The organism is Silanimonas sp. (assembly GCF_027530345.1).
Taxonomy (GTDB): Bacteria; Pseudomonadota; Gammaproteobacteria; order Xanthomonadales; family Xanthomonadaceae; genus Silanimonas.
Window position 1 is genome coordinate 276,975 of record NZ_JAPZQK010000018.1, and the last position, 20,145, is coordinate 297,119.

At 69.7% G+C, this 20,145-nt stretch carries 17 protein-coding genes and 3 pseudogenes; 7 read left to right on the plus strand and 13 right to left on the minus strand.

Going from position 1 to position 20,145, the window contains the following annotated elements; genetic code table 11:
• Positions 1–88: 88 nt before the first annotated feature.
• The 3 genes and pseudogenes from O9255_RS10455 to O9255_RS10465 all read left to right on the plus strand — a co-directional run.
• Positions 89–916: pseudogene (locus O9255_RS10455) on the plus strand (peptidylprolyl isomerase); the annotation flags it as partial.
• Positions 917–1,005: 89 nt separating this feature from the next.
• A complete protein-coding gene (locus O9255_RS10460; RefSeq protein ID WP_297866790.1) occupies positions 1,006–1,662 on the plus strand; it encodes a peroxiredoxin in 657 nt (218 codons plus the stop codon).
• 89 nt (positions 1,663–1,751) lie between these two features.
• On the plus strand, positions 1,752–2,297 hold the full coding sequence (locus O9255_RS10465) for a response regulator (protein WP_297866791.1): 546 nt from the start codon (positions 1,752–1,754) through the stop codon (positions 2,295–2,297).
• A 40-nt stretch (positions 2,298–2,337) separates the two neighbouring features.
• Here the strand turns inward: O9255_RS10465 and hutU are convergent, their stop codons facing one another.
• Positions 2,338–4,008 (minus strand): urocanate hydratase, encoded by a 1,671-nt coding sequence (gene hutU, locus O9255_RS10470; protein ID WP_297866792.1) that lies wholly within the window; start codon positions 4,006–4,008, stop codon positions 2,338–2,340.
• Between hutU and O9255_RS10475 the strand changes: the two are divergent.
• Positions 3,981–5,177 (plus strand): annotated as a pseudogene (locus O9255_RS10475) (ectonucleotide pyrophosphatase/phosphodiesterase); the annotation flags it as partial. The gene hutU and the pseudogene O9255_RS10475 overlap by 28 nt on opposite strands.
• Positions 5,178–5,370: 193 nt before the next feature.
• Here the strand turns inward: O9255_RS10475 and O9255_RS10480 are convergent.
• The 7 genes from O9255_RS10480 to O9255_RS10510 are packed head-to-tail and all read right to left on the minus strand — an operon-like array spanning position 5,371 to position 12,366.
• Positions 5,371–5,700 (minus strand): Na+/H+ antiporter subunit G, encoded by a 330-nt coding sequence (locus tag O9255_RS10480; RefSeq protein ID WP_297866793.1) that lies wholly within the window; start codon positions 5,698–5,700, stop codon positions 5,371–5,373.
• Positions 5,697–5,969 carry a K+/H+ antiporter subunit F gene (locus O9255_RS10485; protein WP_297866794.1) on the minus strand — a complete coding sequence of 91 codons (273 nt, stop codon included), beginning with the start codon at positions 5,967–5,969 and terminating at the stop codon, positions 5,697–5,699. The genes O9255_RS10480 and O9255_RS10485 overlap by 4 nt, the downstream gene beginning before the upstream one ends.
• Positions 5,966–6,448 carry a Na+/H+ antiporter subunit E gene (locus O9255_RS10490; protein ID WP_297866795.1) on the minus strand — a complete coding sequence of 161 codons (483 nt, stop codon included), beginning with the start codon at positions 6,446–6,448 and terminating at the stop codon, positions 5,966–5,968. Before O9255_RS10490 ends, O9255_RS10485 begins: the two co-directional genes overlap by 4 nt.
• Positions 6,448–7,998, minus strand: coding sequence for a monovalent cation/H+ antiporter subunit D (locus O9255_RS10495; protein WP_297866796.1), 1,551 nt, complete (start codon positions 7,996–7,998; stop codon positions 6,448–6,450). Before O9255_RS10495 ends, O9255_RS10490 begins: the two co-directional genes overlap by 1 nt.
• On the minus strand, positions 7,995–8,345 hold the full coding sequence (locus tag O9255_RS10500) for a Na+/H+ antiporter subunit C (protein WP_297866797.1): 351 nt from the start codon (positions 8,343–8,345) through the stop codon (positions 7,995–7,997). Before O9255_RS10500 ends, O9255_RS10495 begins: the two co-directional genes overlap by 4 nt.
• Positions 8,342–11,125: a monovalent cation/H+ antiporter subunit A gene (locus O9255_RS10505; protein WP_297866798.1), complete on the minus strand. Its 2,784-nt coding sequence runs from the start codon at positions 11,123–11,125 to the stop codon at positions 8,342–8,344. Before O9255_RS10505 ends, O9255_RS10500 begins: the two co-directional genes overlap by 4 nt.
• A gap of 29 nt (positions 11,126–11,154) precedes the next feature.
• A complete protein-coding gene (locus tag O9255_RS10510; protein ID WP_297866799.1) occupies positions 11,155–12,366 on the minus strand; it encodes a carboxylate-amine ligase in 1,212 nt (403 codons plus the stop codon).
• A gap of 199 nt (positions 12,367–12,565) precedes the next feature.
• On the opposite strand from O9255_RS10510, the gene O9255_RS10515 reads away from it, so the two are divergent.
• Complete coding sequence (locus O9255_RS10515; protein ID WP_297866800.1) at positions 12,566–13,711, plus strand: hypothetical protein; 1,146 nt, start codon at positions 12,566–12,568, stop codon at positions 13,709–13,711.
• Here O9255_RS10515 and O9255_RS10520 read toward each other — a convergent pair.
• Complete coding sequence (locus O9255_RS10520; RefSeq protein WP_297866801.1) at positions 13,675–14,994, minus strand: formimidoylglutamate deiminase; 1,320 nt, start codon at positions 14,992–14,994, stop codon at positions 13,675–13,677. The two genes, O9255_RS10515 and O9255_RS10520, sit on opposite strands and share 37 nt — an antisense overlap.
• An 81-nt stretch (positions 14,995–15,075) precedes the next feature.
• On the opposite strand from O9255_RS10520, the gene hutI reads away from it, so the two are divergent.
• The gene (gene hutI, locus O9255_RS10525) at positions 15,076–16,299 is read left to right on the plus strand and encodes an imidazolonepropionase (protein WP_297866802.1); all 1,224 of its coding nucleotides are present in this window, start codon (positions 15,076–15,078) and stop codon (positions 16,297–16,299) included.
• Positions 16,300–16,305: 6 nt separating this feature from the next.
• Here the strand turns inward: hutI and O9255_RS10530 are convergent, their stop codons facing one another.
• From O9255_RS10530 to O9255_RS10540, 3 genes are all read right to left on the minus strand, one after another.
• Positions 16,306–16,917 carry a hypothetical protein gene (locus tag O9255_RS10530; protein WP_297866803.1) on the minus strand — a complete coding sequence of 204 codons (612 nt, stop codon included), beginning with the start codon at positions 16,915–16,917 and terminating at the stop codon, positions 16,306–16,308.
• A 144-nt stretch (positions 16,918–17,061) separates the two neighbouring features.
• Positions 17,062–17,244 carry a 30S ribosomal protein THX gene (locus tag O9255_RS10535; protein ID WP_297866804.1) on the minus strand — a complete coding sequence of 61 codons (183 nt, stop codon included), beginning with the start codon at positions 17,242–17,244 and terminating at the stop codon, positions 17,062–17,064.
• Positions 17,237–17,755 (minus strand): MerC domain-containing protein, encoded by a 519-nt coding sequence (locus O9255_RS10540; protein WP_297866805.1) that lies wholly within the window; start codon positions 17,753–17,755, stop codon positions 17,237–17,239. The genes O9255_RS10535 and O9255_RS10540 overlap by 8 nt, the downstream gene beginning before the upstream one ends.
• 92 nt (positions 17,756–17,847) lie before the next feature.
• On the opposite strand from O9255_RS10540, the gene O9255_RS10545 reads away from it, so the two are divergent.
• Entirely contained in the window at positions 17,848–19,908 is a 2,061-nt protein-coding gene (locus O9255_RS10545) for a TonB-dependent receptor (RefSeq protein WP_297866806.1), read from the plus strand.
• Positions 19,909–19,991: 83 nt separating this feature from the next.
• On the opposite strand, the pseudogene O9255_RS10550 reads toward O9255_RS10545, so the two are convergent.
• Positions 19,992–20,145, minus strand: a pseudogene (locus O9255_RS10550) (IS1595 family transposase); the annotation flags it as partial.

The following is a 20,145-nucleotide window of genomic DNA, read 5'->3' on the forward strand; positions in this document are numbered from 1 at the left end:
CGTCGACGAGCCCGCCATGCGCCTTCCGATCGCTGCCCTCGCTCTGCTCGCCCTCGCCACCTCGGCAGCGGCCGCCACCACGCCCGCGATGCCGCCTCGCACCATGGACGAGATCCTCGCCGCGGCCCCAGCAGAACACTGGCGCACGCCGGATCCGGACGACCTGCTGGTCATGACGCTCGAGACCGGCCCGGTCGTCATCGAGCTCTCGCCCGAACACGCGCCCGAGCACGTCGCGAACCTTCGCACGCTGGCGCGCGAAGGCTACTTCGACGGCCTGACGATCAACCGCTCGCAGGACAACTTCGTGGTGCAGTGGGGCGATGCCAACGGCGAGGACCCGGCCAAGGCGAAGCCGCTGGGTGCCGCAAAGGCGGCACTGCCGGCCGAGTTTAGCACCACGATCCGCGAGGGTCTGGCCTTCACCCGCCTGCCCGACGTCGACGGCTGGGCGCCGCAGGTGGGCTTCAGCGCTGGCTTCCCGGTGGGCCGTGACCCTCAGGCGGGCACGCAGTGGCTGGCGCACTGCTATGCCACCGTCGGCGCCGGCCGCGGCAACGCGCCGGATTCCAGCAACGGTACCGAGCTCTACGTCGTCACCGGGCAGGCGCCGCGCCAGCTCGATCTCAACATCACCAGCGTGGGCCGCGTGCTCGACGGCATGCATCGGCTGTCCGCCATGCCGCGCAGCCTCGCGCCGGGCGGGTTCTACACCCAACCCGCGCTTCGCACCCCGATCCTCCGGATCGCCCTCGCCTCGGCCTTGCCCGAAGCACAGCGCCCACGCCTACAGGTGATGGAGACCGGCAGCGCGAGCTTCGACGCCCTCGTGGAAGCGCGCCGGAACCGGGCGGATGCCTGGTACCTGCGCAAGGCCGGCCACATCGACCTCTGCAACGTGCCCATCCCGGTGCGCCCTGCCCCGGACCGGCGACCCGGACGGGTGCCTGAACGGCGGGTGACAAGGCATAATCGGGAGTCGTTTCCGCTCCCGAGGGTGTGACCATGCTGGACGTTGGTGCTTCGATCCCGGATTTCTCGCTCAAGGCCAGTGACGGCCGACTGGTCAGCGCCGAAAGCCTGCGCGGCCAGCGCTTCGTGCTCTTCTTCTACCCGAAGGACGACACCCCGGGCTGCACTACGGAAGCCTGCGGTTTCCGCGACAACCTCCCCCGCTTCACCGGCATCAAGGTGCCGGTGTTCGGCGTGTCCGCGGACAACGATGCCTCGCACCAGAAGTTCGCCGCCAAGTACCAGCTGACCTTCCCGCTGCTCGCCGATCCCGAGCTGACGCTGCTCAAGGCGATCGGCGTGTGGGTGCAGAAGAGCATGTACGGCAAGACCTACATGGGCGTGGCGCGCGCCACCGTCGTCGTCGACGCCGGCGGCCGCATCGAGAAGGTGTGGCCGAAGGTGAGCCCGGACGGCCATTCCGACGAGGTGCTCGCTTATCTCGGGGCTCCCGCCGCGAAGAAGGCGGCTCCGGCCAAGAAGGCGGCTCCGGCCAAGAAGGCGGCTCCGGCCAAGAAGGCGGCTCCGGCCAAGAAGGCGGCTCCGGCCAAGAAGGCGGCTCCGGCCAAGAAGGCAGCTCCGGCCAAGAAGGCAGCTCCGGCCAAGAAGGCAGCTCCGGCCAAGAAGGCCGCGAAGAAGGCCAAGCGCTGACGCTCCGCCGGGGCGTTTTCCTACCCCGGCCCGCTTCACCCCGACGACGGCATGTGCGAGCCTGCTGTCGTCATCTTGCGGAGCCTCCAGTGAGCCTGATCGACCGCCTCAAGCGCTTCCTCGCCCAGTCCACGCCGACCGGCAACCCGGAAGACGCCGTCAATCGCTCCGAGCTCGAGAACGAAACGCGCAACGCCCCCAACGGGATCGAGCGCCGGCTGCTGGACCGCCGCAACGCGCGCGAAGGCACCCGCGCGCTGATCATCGACGATTCGGCGACCGTCACCGCCGCGCTGGCACGCATGCTGCTGCAGAACCGCTACCAGCTCGAGACGGCCGGCGACGCCGAGAGCGGCCTCGCCAAGATCGCGGCGAACCCGCCCGAGGTCATCTTCCTCGACATTGTTCTCCCGGGCATCAACGGCTTCGAGGCCCTGCGCCGCATCCGCCGCGACCCGGTCAGCAAGGACATCCCGGTGATCATGATGTCGGGCAACGAGCAAGCGACCGAGCAGTTCTACGCCCAACGCATCGGCGCCGACGACTTCATGAAGAAGCCGTTCTCGCGCTTCGAGGTGTTCGCCCGCGTCGAGAAACTGCTCGACGGCGAAGCCGCACCGAAGCGCGGCTCCTGAGCCCCGCGCCGCCCGCCGCGAACGCGGCGGGCCTGGGCCCTCAACCCAGCATCGGCAGGTCGAGGCCCTTTTCCTTCGCGCAGGCCTTGGCGATGTCGTAGCCGGCGTCGGCATGGCGCATGACACCCGTACCGGGGTCGTTCCAAAGCACGCGACCGAGGCGCTTTTCGGCAGCTTCCGTGCCATCGGCCACAATCACCACGCCGCTGTGCTGCGAGAAGCCCATGCCCACGCCACCGCCGTGGTGCAGCGACACCCAGGTCGCACCGCCGGCCACGTTGAGCAACGCGTTGAGCAGCGGCCAGTCGGACACGGCGTCCGAGCCGTCGAGCATCGCCTCCGTCTCCCGGTTCGGGCTGGCCACGCTGCCGGAATCCAGGTGGTCGCGACCGATGACGATCGGCGCCTTCAGTTCACCGTTCCGCACCATCTCGTTGAACGCGAGTGCCAAGCGGTGGCGGTCGCCGAGACCCACCCAGCAGATGCGTGCCGGCAGGCCCTGGAAGGCGATGCGTTCCTTGGCCATGTCGAGCCAACGGTGCAGGTGCGGGTCGTTGGGGATGAGTTCCTTCACCTTGGCATCGGTCTTGGCGATGTCCTCCGGATCACCGGAGAGCGCCACCCAACGGAAGGGACCGACGCCGCGGCAGAACAGCGGGCGGATGTAGGCCGGCACGAAGCCCGGGAAGTCGAAGGCGTCGACGCAGCCGGCTTCCTTGGCCATCTGGCGGATGTTGTTGCCGTAGTCGAAGACGGGGATGCCCTGGTCTTCGAAGTGCAGCATGGCCTCGACGTGCATCCGCATCGAATGCTTGGCCGCTTCGACGACGCGCTCCGGCGCGTGCTTCTGCTCGTCGAGCCAGCGCTCCACCGTCCAGCCGGCCGGCAGGTAGCCGTGCAGCGGATCGTGGGCCGAGGTCTGGTCGGTCACGGCGTCGGGGCGCACGCCGCGTCGCACGAGTTCCGGAAGGATTTCGGCGGCATTGCCAAGCAGTGCGATGGAGCGCGCCTTGCCTTCCGCGCAGTAACGCTCGATGCGCGCGAGTGCGTCGTCGAGGTCGGTGGCCTGCTCATCGACGTAGCGGGTGCGCAGGCGCATGTCGATGCTGCTCTGGCGGCACTCGATCGCGAGCATGTTGGCGCCGGCCATGGTCGCGGCCAGCGGCTGCGCGCCGCCCATGCCGCCGAGGCCCGCGGTGAGCACCCATTTGCCGGTAAGGTCGCCGCCGAAGTGCTGGCGCCCCATCTCGGCAAAGGTCTCGTAGGTGCCCTGCACGATGCCCTGCGAGCCGATGTAGATCCACGAGCCGGCCGTCATCTGGCCGTACATCGCGAGGCCTTTGGCGTCGAGTTCGTTGAAGTGTTTCCACGTCGCCCAATGCGGCACCAGATTGGAATTGGCGAGCAGCACGCGCGGCGCATCGGGGTGCGTGGGGAACACGCCCACGGGCTTGCCGCTCTGCACCAGCAGGGTCTGGTTATCCTCGAGGCGCTCGAGCACCTCGACGATGGTGTCGAAGCTGGCCCAGTCTCGGGCCGCGCGGCCGATGCCGCCGTAGACCACCAGCGAGGTCGGGTCCTCGGCCACGTCCGGATCGAGGTTGTTCATCAGCATGCGCAGGGCGGCTTCGGTGAGCCAGCTCTTGCAGCGTTTCTGGGCGCCGCGCGGAGCGCGGATGACGCGTGAGGGGTCGTGGCGGGCGGCGGTCATGTCGCGGATCCGATCGGGGTGACCGAATTGTAGGCGACTCGTCACGCGCAGCCGACGCGCCCGAGACACGCCGTGACGCAAGGTTCCTCCCCCATCGACCGGAACGCGACTGCTTGTCCCTGCGCCATCGGCTCCACGCCACCCTGACCGCGCTGTTCCTGAGCGCATCGACCCTGCTGGCCGCCGAGCCGGACCGGCCCGAGGCACCGACGCCGAACGCCCCGCGCGTCATCCTCATCAGCATCGACGGGCTGCACCCCGACGACCTCGTCCGCCACGCGCCGCCCACCCTGCAGCGCTGGCAGGCCACAGGCGCGCGAGCCCAATGGATGACCCCGGTCTACCCCACCCTGACCTTCCCCAACCACTACACGCTGGTGACGGGCCGGGTGCCGGACCGGCATGGCGTGGTCCACAACCGCATGCGCGACGCGGAGCTGGGCCCGTTCCGGCTCTCGCTACGGGCCGCCGTGTCGGACGGCCGCTGGTGGGACGAAGCCGAGCCTCTGTGGGTCACCCTTCGTCGCCAAGGCTTGCGCAGCGCGACCCTGTTCTGGCCGGGTAGCGAGGCACGGATCCATGGCATCCGCCCCGACGACTGGCTGCCCTATGCCGGCGACATGCCGCACGAGGAGCGCGTCCGTCGCGTGCTGCGCTGGCTGGACCGGCCCGAAGCCCGACGCCCGCACCTGATGACGCTGTACTTCTCCGCGCTCGACGAGGCAGGCCACCGCGAGGGCCCGGACAGCCCGGAGGCCATCGCGGCCCTGGCCGACATCGATCGCGCGCTGGCGCGCCTCGAAGCCGGGCTGCGGCGACGCGGCCTGTTCGACGCGGTGGATGTCGTCGTGGTGTCCGACCACGGCATGGCCCGGGTCGATGTGGCCAACCCCCGGCGGCTCGACGAGCGCGTTGTACTGCACGACGATGAGGTGGTGAGCAGCGGCGAGGCGGCGGGGATCGCACCGCGACCGGGCCGCGAGGCCGAGGTCGAAGCCGCCCTGCTCGGCCGCCACGAGGGCTACCAGTGCTGGCGGAAAGCCGATCTTCCGCCGGCCTGGCGGTATGGCACACATCGACGCGTGCCGCCGATCGTGTGCCAGGCGGATGAAGGGGTGTACCTGACGCACGCGGCACGGCAGGCGCGGGGCGGCACCTTCAGCCCCGGCGCGCATGGCTACGCGCCCGAACTCCCCAGCATGCGCGCGGTATTCCTCGCGCGCGGGCCGCGCGTGGCCGAAGGCGTGGTGCTGCCGCCGATCGAGGCGACCGATGTCCATCCCTTCCTGCTCGCCCTGCTCGGCCTGCCGCCGATGGCCGGCGATGGCAACCCGGCCGCCACCGCCGCGGCTCGCCGCGGTGTCAGCGCTCCGGCTTCGGCGGCGGGGCGCAACGCGGGTCCGTCCGCATCGCCGCCTTCACCAGCAGGTGCGCCGAGACCGGGGCCGTCAGGAACACGAACAGCGTCACCAGAAACTCGCGGCCGGTGAAGCCGCCATGCCACGCGAACCAGGCCATCGAGGCGATCAGCGACAGGCCGATGCCCAGGGTGCTGGCCTTGGTTGGGCCATGCAGGCGCTTCATGAAATCGCCGAGCTTCGCGAGGCCCCAGGCCCCGACCAGCGCGAAAACCGCACCCGCCACGAGCAGTGCGGCCACCAAGGCGTCCAACCAGAACGGCATGGCGCTCATTCGACGACACTCCCCCGCAGCAGGTAACGCGACGCCGCCACGGTGCCGACGAAGCCGAACACGGCGATCAGCAGCGCCGCCTCGAAGTACACCGGGTCGCCCAGCGCGATGCCGAGCACGATGAGCAGGGCCAGCGCGTTGACGTACAGCGTGTCCAGCGCGAGTACCCGATCGACGAGGGACGGCCCGCGCAGCAGGCGGAAGAACGCCAGCAGCAGGGCCACGGCGAAGGCACCGCCCACCCAGGGCAGCACGGTGGCGGTGATCATCGGAAGATCTCCCTCAGCGGCGCCTCGTAGCGCGACTTCACGTCTGCAACGACGGCCGCGGCGTCATCGGCATGGAAGGCATGCACGAGCAGCCAGCGCCGGTCCTCGGTCACTTCGCAGCTCAGGGTGCCCGGCGTCATCGTGATGATGGACGCGAACATCGCGATGCCCTGCGGCGAGGCGATGTCGAGCGGCACCCAGACGAAGGTCGGGCGGATGCGCGATTCGGGGCCGAGGATGCGGACGGCAACCTCGAGGTTGGCCTTGACGATGTCGTAGAGCACGACCAGCACCAGCTTGGCGGCGACCACCGGTGCGGCGAGGCGCGGCGAAGGAATCGCCGGTGCGGGCAGCAGGCGCGGCAGCGCCAGCGCGAACAGCACGGCGAGAACGATCTGGCCGTTCGATGCGCCATTGAGCAACAGCCACAGGGCCGCGACGGCAAGACTGCTGACGGGATGGGGAATCAAGGCGCGCATCAGCGGGGCACCGTCGTAGGCAGCGGGTCGCGGCCGAGCACGGCCTCTCGATACGTGGCGGGTTCGGACAGCTGGGCCGCACTGCCGGCCACGTAGCGCGTGAGGTCGGAGGCCATCACGGTGGTGACGATGAGTCCGAACACCAGCATCAGCATCGCGATGCGTTCGCCGAGAGCGGGCGACGGCGGCTGCGGCGCAGCGTTGCGGGCGGTCGCCACTGCCGGCGTCTGCCAGAACAGCCGGCTGCCGGCACGCGCCAAAGCGATGAGGTTCAGCAGGCTGGTGCCGAGGACCACACTCCACAGCACGATGACCACGCCCTCCGGAACGGCATACGCGAGCAGCAGGCTCTTGCCGAGGAATCCACCGAAGGGCGGCAGGCCAGCGGCCGCCATCGCCAGCACCATGAAGAAGCCGCCCAGCCACGCCGGCCGCGCCATGGCCGCCACGCGACCCAGCGCGTCACCGCCGTCGCGGTGCCGGCGGACCCAATCGCCGAGCAGGAAGAACGCAGCCGCCACGAGCGTCGAATGCACGAGGTAATACAGCCCGGCGGCCAGCGCCACATCGGTGCCGAGGCCGATCGCCATGAACAGCACGCCGGCCGAACCGAGGACGAGATACCCGAGCAGGCCGCGCAGCGTGGGCGAGGCCAGCGCGCCCAGCGCGGCCAGCGTGGCCGTACCGGCACCGGCCCAGAACAGCAGCGGTTGCACGAAACCGGCCAGCGCGCCCGCGTCGGCGCCGAACAGCAGGCCGTACACACGGATGACGGCGTAGATGCCGAGCTTGGTCATGATCGCGAACAGGATCGCCGCCGGCGCCGAGGCCGAGGCGTAGGTTCGCGGCAGCCAGAAGTACAGGGGCAGCAGCGCGGCCTTCAACGCGAAGACGATCAGCAGCAGCCAACCACCGGCCTCGACCAGCGGACGTTGCGCCTCCGGCAGCGTGGCGATCCGCGCAGAAAGGTCCGCCATGTTCAGGGTGCCGAGCACGCTGTACAGCACGCCCACGGCGAACAGGAACAGGGCCGAGGCGACCAGGTTCAACACCACGTAGTGGAGGCCCTGCCGCAGGCGCTCGCCGCCCTGCCCGTGCAGCAGCAGGCCGTAGCTGGCCGCGAGCAGCACCTCGAAGAACACGAACAGGTTGAACAGGTCATGCGTCAGGAAAGCGCCGCACAGGCCCATCAGCTGGAACTGGAACAGCGCGTGGAAGTGCGGGCCACGCGCATCGTCGCCGCCGCTGGCGAACAGCTGGCTCGCGAGGGCGAGCAGCACCAGCAGGCCGAGCATCAAGACGGCCAGCCGATCGGCGAGCAGCACGATGCCGGCGAACGACGGCCAATTACCCACCTGGTAGACCACGAGCCCCTGGTGCTCGACAGCGAGGCCGAGGCCGAGCACCACGAGGCCCAGCATCAGCGTCGCGATCAGCGACAGGGCGCGGCGGAAAGCCAGCGGCGAGCGATGCAGCACCACGAGCGTGGCGCCGGTGAGCAGTGGCACGACCACCGGCAGCACGGCGATGTGCGAAGCCATGCCGCTCATGCGCGCGGCTCCAGGCCGTCGATATGGTCGGTGGCATTGGCCACGCGCGCCTGCACCGCCATCACCAGCATCACAGCCGTCATCGCCATGCTGATGACGATGGCCGTCAGCACCAGCGCCTGCGGCAGCGGGTCGGTGTAGTTCGCCAGCAGCGGCGCCACGCCGTCCTTCAGTAGCGGCGTGCGCCCGGGCGCCAATCGCCCCGCCGCGAACAGGAACAGGTTCACGGCGTAGGACAACAGGGTGAGCCCGAGGATCACATCGAACGTGCGGGCGCGCAGGAGCAGCCAGAAGCCGCCGGCGGCCAGCACGCCGATGCCCGAGGCGAACAGGAATTCGAGGCTCATCGCTTTCCCTCCGGGCGATGCAGGCGGGTCAGCAGGAACAGCACCAGCAGCAGCGCACCCGCCACCGTGACGTAGACGCCGGTGTCGAAGCCCATCGCGCTGGCGAACGGTACCTTGCCCAACCATTCGCCGACCACCGGGATCGGAAGTTCGACGTAGGGCGTGCTGCTGGTGAGGAAGGGATGGCCGAACGCGAATGCGCCTAGGCCAGTGACGGCCGCGAGCAGCAGCCCGACGCCGATCCACGCCGTCCAGTCGTTGCGGAACTGCCGCTCGGCCAGCGCGCGGCCGCCGCCCATGGCCTGCAGGAACACCGCGCCGACGAACACCAGCGCGGCGACGAAGCCGCCGCCCGGCGCATTGTGGCCGCGCAGGAAGAAGTACAGCGAGACCGCAAGGCCCAGCGGCAACAGCCACTGCGAAACCAGCTGGAGCATCAGCGAAGGCGCGCCGGGCGATGCCGGGACAACGACCTCGGGCTGCGGGCGCGCATTCTGCAGCAGGGCCGCGATGATCAGCGCCGCGATGCCCACGACCGCGATCTCGCCGAGCGTATCCATGGCCCGGTAGTCGACGATGATGACGTTGACGACGTTGAGCCCGCCGCCTTCGCTCTGGCTGGTGCGCAGGAAGTACTCCGAGATCGACGCCACCGGCTGGGTCATCATCGCGTAGGCCAACGCGCCGACGATGCCGCCGCCGGCGACGGCCAGCGTGGCGTGGAGGCCGGTTCGCAGCGGCGCGCGTTCCGGCGGCGAGGCCTGCGGCAGGTAGCGCAAGGCCAGCAGGATCAGCAGGATCGACAGCGTTTCCACCATCAGCTGGGTCAATGCGAGGTCCGGCGCCGACAGGAACACGAAGGCCAGCGACACCGCGAGGCCGATGGCGCCGACGACCAGCACCGCGAGCAGGCGCTGGCGGAAGCCGAGCGCCACGGCGAGCGTCGCGACGACGACCACGGCCCACAGCGCCCACGCCCCGGGACCGGCGGGCAGCGTCTCGCGCGCACCGAAAGCGCCGTCGGCCGAGAAAGCGACCGCGCCCGCGGCGATGGTCGCGGCCACGGTCCAGGCGAGGTATGCCGGCAGGCGGCCGCTCTCCAGCCAGCGAGTGATCAACCCGGCGACGGCGACTAAAAGCGCGAGGCCGGCCTCGAACGCGCGCTTGCCGAACGAGGCGCGCGGATCGGCGCGCAACGCGCCAAGGCGGTGCAGGAAGGCCCACAGCGCCACGCCACCGACGAGGCCGATCACGCTCATCAGCAACGGAACGTTGAATCCGTGCCAGATCGCAAGCTTGTATTCCGGCAATGGCGCGTTGAGCGCGCCCTGCGCTCCCACGGCCAGCAGTTCGCCGATGGTGAGGTTCGGCAGCAGGCCCACGGCCAGCACGATCAGCACCAGCACCTCGACCGGTACGCGCATGAAGCGCGGCGGCTCGTGCGGCGTGCCGTTGACGCACTTCGGTTCGCCGCCGAAAAACACGTCATGGATGAAGCGGATCGAGTAGGCCACGGAGAACGCCGCCGCCAGCACCGCGAGCCCGGGGATGAGCAGATGCAGCCCCGCCACCGTCGGCACGTTCAGCGTTTCCGTCAGGAACATCTCCTTCGACAGGAAGCCGTTGAACAGCGGCACGCCAGCCATGGCCAGCGAGGCAGCGATCGCAAGCGCCGCCGTGATCGGCATGTACTTCGCCAAGCCATTCAATCGGCGGAAGTCGCGGGTGCCGGTCTCGTGGTCGATGATGCCGGCCGCCATGAACAGGCTGGCCTTGAGGGTGGCGTGGTTGAGGATATGGAACACGCCGGCCACCAGCGCCATCTCGGTGCCCATGCCGAACAACAGGGTGATCAGGCCGAGGTGGCTGATGGTCGAATAGGCCAGCAGCCCCTTGAGGTCCTGCTGGAAGATGGCGATGAAGGCGCCGACCAGCAGGGTGAGCAGGCCGACGCTGCTGACGATCAGGAACCATTCGTCGCTGCCCGCCAAGGCCGGGTGCAAGCGCGCCAGCAGGAACACGCCGCACTTCACCATCGTGGCGGAGTGCAGGTAGGCCGACACCGGGGTCGGTGCCGCCATGGCGTGCGGCAGCCAGAAGTGGAACGGGAACTGCGCCGACTTCGTGAACGCGCCCAGCAGCACGCAGAGCAGCGCGGGCACGTAGAGCGGATGGGCCTGGATCTGGGCGGCCGAGGCCAACACCACGTCGAGTTCGAAACTGCCGACGATCCGACCGATCATCAGCACGCCGGCCAGCAGTGCCAACCCGCCCGCACCGGTGATCGCCAGGGCCATCCGTGCGCCGCGGCGGGCCTCGCGTTCGCCGTTCCAGAACCCGATCAACAGGAACGAGGCGATGGACGTGAGTTCCCAGAACACGACCAGCAGCAGCAGGTTACCGGCAACCACCACGCCCAGCATCGCGCCCATGAAGAGGGCGAGGCTGGCGAAGAAGCGCTGCGGCGGATCGTCGTCGGCCAGGTACCAATAGGCGTAGAGGACGATCAGCGCGCCGATGCCAAGCACCAGCAAGGCGAACATCCACGCGAAGCCGTCAAGCCGCAGCGAGAACGCGAGGCCGATCTCCGGCAGCCAGGGGGCCGAGAAGCGCGGCACGTCGCCACCGAACACCGCCGGGGCCAGCGCGAACAGCGCCGCGAGGCCCAGGAGCGCGCCACCGCCGGCCAACGCCGCCGACATCGCACGGCCGGCCCGCGGCATCAGCGCGAGCAGCAGGGCGGCGACGAAGGGTGAAGCGAGTAGGAAGGGCAGGAGCACGGCGAGCCGTCCGTTCAACAAAGTGAAAATTATGCCTCGGCCACGGAGCGATCGGGTCGAGTGTCCGTGAACCGGGGATCGCAACGGGTGTCGAGGCGCTCGTCGCTGCCGATCTTCTGGGTGGTACGCGAGACCAGCCAGTCGACAACCGCGCGGAGGGCCTCGTCATGCACCGCACCGCCATCGCGGGCCTGCTGGTAGGCCTGCAACTGCGCGTGCGCACTGCTGCCCCGCGCCAGCAGGGTCGGCAGCCGATGCAGCACGCGATCGGCCTCCAGCGCAGCGCGGTCCGGCGCAGTCATCGCCAGCAAGGCCTCCAGCCATTCGGTCAGCGGACGCACGCGGCCATCGCGCTCGTCGACGAACTGGGCTTCCATCCCGTCGCGCTTCGCGCGCCAGCGGTTCTCGTCGATGACGCGCCGCGTGTGCCCGTCGTACGGCACCGCGAGCGACGGGTCGCGCACCAGCGCGCGGACGAGGCAGCGGTAAAGCGCGGCGATGATCAGCGAGTCCTCCGCACGCGTGCAGGCATCGGCGATGCGCAGTTCCAGCGTCGGGTAGCGCAGGGCCGGGCGGATCGCCCACCAGAGGAAACTCGCATCGCGCATCGCGCCGGCGTCAACCAGTCTGGCGGCGAAGCCGTCGTAATCGGCCTGGTCGCGGAAGAACTCAGGGATGCCGGTGCGCGGCCATTCGTCGTAGGCGGCCTGACGGTAGCTCAGCAACCCCGTGGCGTGGCGGTTCCAGAACGGCGAGGAGGTGGAAAGCGCGAGGAACAGCGGCAGCCATCGCATCACGCCGTTCATCACCACCACGCGGTCGACGCCCGGAGGCACGGCGACATGCACGTGCAAGCCGCACAGCACGTTGCGTCGCCCGACGATGCCGAAATCCGCCATCAGGCGGGCGTAGCGCGGCTTCTCGGTCGCCTCCAGGCCGGACCAGTGCGAACTGGGATGGGTACCGGCGGCGACCAACCGGTACTGCATCGCCTCGGCCACCTCGGCCAGGCCGGCCCGGCAGGTGTCGAGCGTCTCGGCGGCTTCGTCGAAATCGGAAAGGACACGGGTCGCGACTTCGATCTGCGACTGCAGCAGCTCCGGCGCGACGACATTGCCGAGCCGAGTGCGGCACGCCTTCAGATAGGCCTTCGGTACCCGTGCCATCAGGCCACGGGAGCGCGGGTTGACGAGGAAGAACTCCTCTTCGATGCCGAACGTGTAGGGGAAATCGAGCGTCATGCCTTGCCCTTGGACTGGGCGGGGCACCGTAGCGGGCGACGCCGGCCGGCGGGTTAACCCCGCGTGCCCATTCCGTTCACCGCTCGTGGCGCCCGGGCCTGCGGCCCACGACAGCGCCCACCCGGCTTATGCCAAATCGTCAGTGGACGAGAAACATATATCGCTTCATCTTGATTGAACGATATATGGAGCTCCCGCCATGCCGCTGTCCCGCCTTCCCTCGCCCTCCGGAGCGCGCCCGGCCGCCCGCCTCGACCTCGTCCTCGTCGGGGCCCGAGGCCAGGTCGGCACCGCGTTCCGCCGCCGCCTCGCCGAGCAGCACGCCGCCATTGCCCGGCGCGCGGGAATCGACCTTCGACTGCTCGCCGCGTTCGACCGCCGGGGGTTCGCCTACGACCTCGAAGGCCTCGCACCAACGGAACTCGATGCCGTCCTGCAGCCGCGCCGCGAGGACGCCATCGAAGCCCTCTTCGCGCACCTGCAGTCGCCGCGGCAGGCGCCGGCCCTGGTGGTGGACTGCACGGCCAGCGACGCCATCGCGGCACGCTACCCCGAGTGGCTGGCCAGCGGCCTCGGCATCGCCACGGCCAACAAACGTGCGAACGCCCGCGAGCTCGCGTTCTACCGTCAGATCCAGCGGGCCGCCGCGGCCAGCGGCGCCCCGTATCGCTTCGAAACGACGGTGGGCGCGGCGATCCCGATCCTCGGCCCCCTGCGCGACCTCGCGCTGCGCGGCGAAGGCGTGCGCGCCATCCAGGGCGTGCTCTCCGGCTCGCTGAGCTTCCTGCTGGAGCGCCTGCACAGCGGCCAGCGCTTCTCCGCTGCGCTCGCGGAAGCGCAATCGCTCGGCTACACCGAGCCGGACGCCGGCGAGGACCTGCGTGCCGACGACCTCGTGCGCAAGCTGCTGGTGCTGGCCCGCGAAGCCGGCTTCGCCCTCGAGCCGCACGAGGTGTCGGTGACGCCGTTCGCCGAATGCGCCGCCAGCCATCCCGACCAATGGGCCGCGCACCTAGACGCCGAGGACGCCCGCTGGGCCGCGCGCATCGCCCACGCCAAAGCATCCGGCACGCGCTGGACGATCCTCGCCGAAGTCGATGCGGCGGGAGCGCGCATCGCCCTGCGCGAGCTCGACGCCACCTCGCCGTTCGCCACCCTGCCCGCCGGGCAGAACCTCGTGCGCATCGAGACCGACCTGCAGCACGAGCGGCCGCTGTGGCTGGGCGGCCCGGGCGCCGGACCCGACATCACCGCAGCCGGCGTGCTCAGCGACGTCATCGCCGCCGGACAGGCGCTGGTGCGCGGCGCTCAGGCCGACAATAGGCGGCGCAGCGTCGCTGCGTAGCCGGCAGCCGCCGATTCGCGCTGCGCATGGCGGCCCTCCGCCACAACGCGTCGTCCCCCGACGAACACATCGCGCACCAGCGGACGGTTGCCGCAGAACACCCAGCGGTCCAGAACGTCCTCGGGGGTGGCGCCCACCATCGCCGGCGCCTCGGCATCGAGCACCAGGGCGTCCACGGCCGAGCTCGCGTCGAGCACGCCGACGGCCTGTCCGGTCGATGGCGCCGCGGACGCCGCGACGGCGCGCAGCATGGCCTCGGCATTGCTGCCCGGCCCAAGCAGCGCGCGGCTGCGTTTCTGTTCCACCAGCCGCTGGCCATACTCCAGCCAGCGCAGTTCCTCGATCGGCGACACCGACACATGGCTGTCCGAACCAATGCCATAGCGCCCGCCCGCCGCGAGGAAGGCGCGAAGCGAGAACAGGCCGTCCCCGAGATTCGCCTCCGTCGTCGGGCAGATCGCCACCGTGGCGCCGCTGGCGGCGACGCCGCGGATTTCCGCCTCATCGAGGTGCGTCGCGTGCACCAGGGTCCAGCGCGCATCGACCGGCAACTCGTCCAGCAGCAACTGCACCGGGCGCCGGCCGTGCGTGGCCAGGCCATCGGCCACTTCCGCCTGCTGCTCGGCGATGTGCAAGTGCACCGGCATGCCGGGCTCGTCGAGGGCGGCGAGCACCTCGCGCATCGTCGGCAGCGTCACGGCACGGAGACTGTGGAAGGCCACGCCGACGCGCACGCCCGGCGTCCCCGATGACGCACGACGCAGGTCGTCCACGAGGCGGACGAATGCATCGGTGCCATGGCCGAAGCGTTGCTGGCGCTCGGAGAGCGCGCGGCCGTCGAAGCCGCCGCGCTGGTACAGAACGGGCAGCAGGGTCAGGCGGAGTCCGACGGACTGCGCGGCGGCGATGATCGCTTCGGCCATCGCAGCCGGCCGCGCATAGGGCCGGCCGTCGATGTCGTGGTGCAGGTAGTGGAACTCGCACACGCTCGTGAAGCCGGCTTCCAGCATCTCGATGTAGAGCTGGCACGCGATGGCATGCACGTCGTCCGGCGACAGCATGGCGGCGAAACGGTACATCCACTCGCGCCAGGTCCAGAAGCTGTCGGCGTCCGACTGCTGGCGCTCGGTGAGGCCGGCCATCGCGCGCTGGAAGGCGTGCGAATGCAGGTTGGCGATGCCCGGCACCACCCAGGCCGCGCGTGTCGCGACATCGACCGGCAGCGCAGCCGCCGCGCTCCACTCGCGTCCATCGAACAGCGCATCGGCCTGCAGCAGGGTCATTGGATCGGCTCGCGTCGGGAGGCCCACATGCTAAAGCCTGCGCCGGTATGCTCGCGACTTCCCCATCGATCGAACTCCCTCGTGGCGCCTTCGACCTTCCTGCTGCGCAACATCCGCTTGGTCACGCTCGACGGCGCGGGAGGCTACGCACCCCTCGAGGACGCCGCAGTGGCGGTCGTGGAAGGCCGGATCGCGCAGGCCGGGCAGCTCGACGCCATGGCCGACGAGCATCGCGGCCTCGATCCGGTCGACGGCGAGCAGGCCCTGCTCACGCCGGGACTCATCGACTGCCACACCCACCTGGTGTTTGCCGGCGACCGCGCGGGCGAGTTCGAGCAGCGATTGAACGGCGTGAGCTACGAAGCCATCGCGAAGGCCGGCGGGGGCATCCTCTCGACGGTGCGCGCCACGCGCGCCGCCGACGATGACGCGCTGCTTCGCGAATCGCTGCCACGCGCGCAAGCGCTGGTGGCGAGCGGCTGCACCACGCTGGAGATCAAGTCCGGTTACGGCCTGACGCTGGCCGACGAGGCGAAGATGTTGCGGGTCGCCCGGCGCATCGGCGAGATGCTCGGCATCACGGTCCGCACCACCTTCCTCGGCGCACACGCCGTGCCTCCGGAATACGCCGGACGCGCAGACGACTACGTAGCCGCCATCATCGAATGGCTGCCCGCGTTGCACGCCGATGGGCTCGTCGATGCCGTCGACGCGTTCTGCGAGCGCATCGGATTCGACGCCGCGCAGACCGCCCGGGTGTTCGAGGCCGCGCGGGCGCTCGGCCTGCCGGTGAAGCTGCATGCCGACCAGCTCAGCGACGGCGGCGGCGCCGCGCTGGTCTCCCAGTTCCATGGCCTCTCGGCCGACCATGTCGAATACACCGGCGAAGACGCCGTGGCCGCGATGGCCGCGGCTGGCACCGTGGCGGTGCTGCTGCCGGGCAGCTACCACTGCCTGCGCGAGACGAAGCAGCCGCCCATCGAGGCCTTCCGCCGCCACGGGGTGCCCATGGCGGTCAGCACCGACCTGAACCCGGGCACCTCGCCCCTGCGCTCGCTGCCGCTGGCGATGTCGCTGGCCTGCACGCATTTCCGCCTGACGCCGGAGGAAAGCCTGCGCGGCGCGACCCACCACGCCGCCACCGCGCTGGGGCTGACCGACCGCGGGCGCATCACCGCCGGCCTGCGTGCCGACCTCGCGTTGTGGCCAGTGCGGCACCCGGCCGAGCTTTGCTACTGGCTGGGCGCCGTGAGGCCGGCGGCGCTCTGGTCCGCCGGACGCCGCCTGTCCTCGAACGGCGCCTGATCGCCCTCAGAGCGACTGGGCGAGGGTGATCGCCTTCTGGATCTTCTCGGCGCTCGGACTCTGCAGCTCCGAGACATTGATCTGCACTTCGCTGCCCCCCTTCACGAAGTAGATCGTGCCCACGCCGGTTTCGCTGGTGCTGTAAGCCTGCTCACCCAGCGAAGGCTGCGGCTGGAAACTCATCGTGGTGGCGGCAAGTTCGCGTCGCGAGGCCAGGTTGGCGAGGGCCTTCGCCGTCGAAACCGGCGTCGCGACGAAGATTTCCACGGTATGGGTGGGCGCGTCCTTCGCGAACTCGATGGTGCCGACGCCGGCGTTGTAGGTGCAGCGCGAGTCCCACACATAGCCGCTGATGCGGGGTTCGACTTTCTGCACCAGCTCGAAAGCGAGGTCCGGATAGACCGCGGACAGCTTCTCCGCTGGCAGCCAGGCGCAGGCGTCCACCGGCACCACCGATTTCAGCTGCTCGAATTCGGGATCGACCACGGTAGCCGCCGGGGCGGCTGCCGCATCCGCCTCCGGAGCGGCAGTCGATGAATCGCCCGATGGCGAGCCTCCGCAGGCCACGAGGCCGGACAGGGCCAGGATGGTGATCGACAGCATCGTCCAGCGCGTCATCGGCAGTCTCCGTGCGAGGGGGTGCCGGCGACTTTAGGAACCGTTTCCCCTCAACGCAAACGCCCCGCGCGAGGCGGGGCGTTCATGGCGGCACCTAGGAGCAGGCGCCGCATCCGGCCGGGCTCGGGACCCGGCCCGTGGCGATCAGGCCGAAGCCTTCTTGGCCGGAGCCTTCTTGGCCGGGGCCTTCTTCGCGGCCGGCGCCTTGGCCGGGGCGGCCTTCACGGCCGTCGTGCCGGCCTTGACGACCGACTGGTGCGGACGGGCGTTGCCATAGGACGCGTTGTAGCGCTTGCCCTTGGCGGTCTTGCGGTCACCCTTACCCATGGGACACTCCTGAATGCTTGTGGGGTTGATCGGAAAGGGGCGGGAGTGTAGCACCAGCGTCATGAGCATGCGCATGGGCTTCACAGGCGGCCTCGGCCGCCTGCCCGTGCGCGAGGCGCAGGTTCAGCAAGTGCGCTACCGCCACGAGCGTCCCCGCCGTCGTCATCGTCAGCGCATGCAGCAGGGCATGGTCGTGAATCGCCGGGACGAAGCGCTCCGCGAACAGGATCGCCAGCCCGGTGAGCAGCAGTGGCCAAGCAAAGAAGCGGCCGTGCGCGCGAAGACTGTGGCCCACGGAAAGCACGGCGAACACGGTGGTGAAGGCCAGGAAGAAGCCCTCGAACGCGTGCGAGGCGAGGAACTCGAGGCCGAGTGCCGGGAGAAAGGCCATGGCCAGCGGGAGGACGGCGCAATGCACCGCGCACAGGGTGGCCGCCGTCGCGCCAAGCCGGTCGTACCAGCGCCCGCGCGCTTCCGCGGACGGGTTCGTCGCAGGGAGGGAGCGCGGCATGACTTCCGGGACGGGTTGAGCTAGAGACGCAATACTATAACATCAGGGGTTAAACCCCCGTTTCACTACCCCACTCCACCCGGATGCCGTTCATGACCCGATCGCTTGTGCGTTCCGCCCTCGCCCTGTCCGTCGCCGCCGCGCTTGCCGCACCGGCTTTCGCCGCCGACGCGTCCCATCCGCATGCCACGCAGGCCGCACGCGAGGAAGCCCGCAAGCTCGACGAGGTGAAGGTCACTGCCAGTCCGCTCGACACCGCGCTCGACGAACTCGCGCGTCCGGTCGACGTCCTCGCCGGCGTCGCCCTCGACGACCGCCGCAGCGGCACGCTGGGCGAAACGGTCGCCTCCCTGCCCGGCGTCCAGAGCAGCCACTTCGGCCCCGGCGTCGGCCGCCCGATCATCCGCGGCCTCGACGGTGCGCGCGTCTCGGTGCTGGCGAACGGCTTGTCCACGCTGGACGTTTCCACCGTCAGCGTCGACCACGCAGTCTCCATCGAGCCCTTCCTCGCCGACAGCATCGAAGTGCTGAAGGGTCCCGCCAACCTGTTCTTCGGCAATGGCGCCATCGGTGGCGCCGTCAACGTCGTCGACCACCGCATCCCGACCGAGCGCAGCGAGCGCTTCGTTTCCGGCCGCGCCGAGCTGCGCACGGGCACGGGCAACGACGAGAAGGCCGGTCTGATCCGACTCGATGGCGGCAGCGGCAACTGGGCTTGGCACATTGACGGCCTGCTGCGCGACACCGCCGACATCGACGTGCCTGACTACGTCTACTCCGCCGACTACCGCGCCGAGGAAATCGCCGAAGGCGAGAACCCGGCGAGCTTCGAGCGCGGCACGCTGGAGAACTCGGCCACCAACAGCCGCTCGCTGGCCGGTGGTTTCGCCTACATCGGTGACCGCGTGTTCTGGGGCGCTTCGCTGTCGAACTACGGCACCGACTACGGCATTCCGGGCGGCCATGCCCACGGTGGCGAGGAAGAAGGCGGCGTCCGCATCGAACTCGACCAGGACCGCTCGGACGTGCGCTTCGGCGTGAACGACCTCGGCCCGCTCAAGCAGGTCGTGGTGCATGCCACCTTCAATGACTACGAGCACGTCGAGTTTGAAGGCGCCGAGATCGGTACGCGCTTCATCAACGAAGCCAGCGAAGCCCGCCTCGAAGCCGTGCAGAACGAGATCTGGGGCTGGAATGGCGCCGTCGGCCTGCAGTACAGCGACCGTGATTTCGAAGCCATCGGCGACGAGGCCTTCGTGCCGGCCAGCACCAGCCGCGACCGCGGCCTGTTCGTGATGCAGGAGCGCGAGTTCGGCGCCTTCAAGCTCGAGCTCGGCGCGCGCCACGACCGCATCGACGTCGGGATGGTCGACGGGCTCGTCGAGCGTGATTTCGACACCAACAGTGGCTCGATCGGCCTGCGCTGGGCCCCGGCCGACCTGTGGCACCTGACCCTGAACCTCGACCGCGCCGAGCGCGCCCCGGGCGCGGAGGAACTGTTCGCCGAAGGCACGCACGTCGCCACTTCGACCTACGAGATCGGCGACCCGTTCCTCGACACCGAGACCGCCGATCGCGCCGAGCTCGGCGTGCACCTGCACGGCGATCGCTTCGAAGGCCGCGCCGCGATCTACCAGACGCGCTTCGACGACTTCATCTACCTCGCCAACACCGGCCTCGAGATCGACGACCTGCCGGTGCGCGTTTGGACGCAGGCCGACGCCGACTTCCGCGGCTGGGAGATCGAAGGCACGGTCACGCTGGCCGAGGCCGCGAACGGCACGTGGACGCTGCGCGGCTTCGCCGACGGCGTGAGCGCTGAACTGGATGCCGGCGGCAACCTGCCGCGCATCGCCCCGGGCCGCTTCGGCCTCGACCTCGGTTGGAGCCTCGACGCTTGGCGCGCCGGCCTCGGTGCCGTGCGCTACCGCTCGCAGGACGACGTGGCTGACGGCGAGACGGCGACGGACGGCTTCACCCTGGTCAATGCGCAGGTCGCCTACCACTGGGACACGCAGACCTTCGGCTGGGAAGCCTACCTGCAGGGCAGCAACCTCACCGACGAGGAAGCCCGCCTGCATACGTCCTTCCTGAAGGACGTGGCCCCGCTGATGGGCCGCAACTTCAGCGCCGGCCTCCGCGTGTTCTTCTGATCCAAGCCGCGGTACTGAAACGGAAAACCCCGCTCCGGCGGGGTTTTTCTTGGCGCTGTTCGCGTTGATTGTGGTTGATTCGCTCACGCCATGGCTAACCTGAGCAGCGCTGCGGCTCCTGCGCCCGTTTGGGCGTTCCGCTCCAAGGCGCGGAACCAGCCCAGATAGTTCGGCAGATAGGACGTCGCCACGCCATGGAATCGGGCGATCCAACCCTTCAGCCGGCTGTGGTGTGCA

Bases quoted from the DNA above. Each gene is read 5' to 3' on its own strand.
- O9255_RS10495 (WP_297866796.1), bottom strand. From the start codon at position 7,998: ATGAGCGGCATGGCTTCGCACATCGCCGTGCTGCCGGTGGTCGTGCCA.
- O9255_RS10490 (WP_297866795.1), bottom strand. From the start codon at position 6,448: ATGCGCGCCTTGATTCCCCATCCCGTCAGCAGTCTTGCCGTCGCGGCC.
- hutU (WP_297866792.1), bottom strand. From the start codon at position 4,008: ATGACCGCCGCCCGCCACGACCCCTCACGCGTCATCCGCGCTCCGCGC.
- O9255_RS10485 (WP_297866794.1), bottom strand. From the start codon at position 5,969: ATGATCACCGCCACCGTGCTGCCCTGGGTGGGCGGTGCCTTCGCCGTG.
- O9255_RS10510 (WP_297866799.1), bottom strand. From the start codon at position 12,366: ATGACGCTCGATTTCCCCTACACGTTCGGCATCGAAGAGGAGTTCTTC.
- O9255_RS10515 (WP_297866800.1), top strand. From the start codon at position 12,566: ATGCCGCTGTCCCGCCTTCCCTCGCCCTCCGGAGCGCGCCCGGCCGCC.
- O9255_RS10545 (WP_297866806.1), top strand. From the start codon at position 17,848: ATGACCCGATCGCTTGTGCGTTCCGCCCTCGCCCTGTCCGTCGCCGCC.
- O9255_RS10540 (WP_297866805.1), bottom strand. From the start codon at position 17,755: ATGCCGCGCTCCCTCCCTGCGACGAACCCGTCCGCGGAAGCGCGCGGG.
- O9255_RS10520 (WP_297866801.1), bottom strand. From the start codon at position 14,994: ATGACCCTGCTGCAGGCCGATGCGCTGTTCGATGGACGCGAGTGGAGC.
- O9255_RS10500 (WP_297866797.1), bottom strand. From the start codon at position 8,345: ATGAGCCTCGAATTCCTGTTCGCCTCGGGCATCGGCGTGCTGGCCGCC.
- O9255_RS10535 (WP_297866804.1), bottom strand. From the start codon at position 17,244: ATGGGTAAGGGTGACCGCAAGACCGCCAAGGGCAAGCGCTACAACGCG.
- O9255_RS10460 (WP_297866790.1), top strand. From the start codon at position 1,006: ATGCTGGACGTTGGTGCTTCGATCCCGGATTTCTCGCTCAAGGCCAGT.
- O9255_RS10480 (WP_297866793.1), bottom strand. From the start codon at position 5,700: ATGAGCGCCATGCCGTTCTGGTTGGACGCCTTGGTGGCCGCACTGCTC.
- O9255_RS10530 (WP_297866803.1), bottom strand. From the start codon at position 16,917: ATGACGCGCTGGACGATGCTGTCGATCACCATCCTGGCCCTGTCCGGC.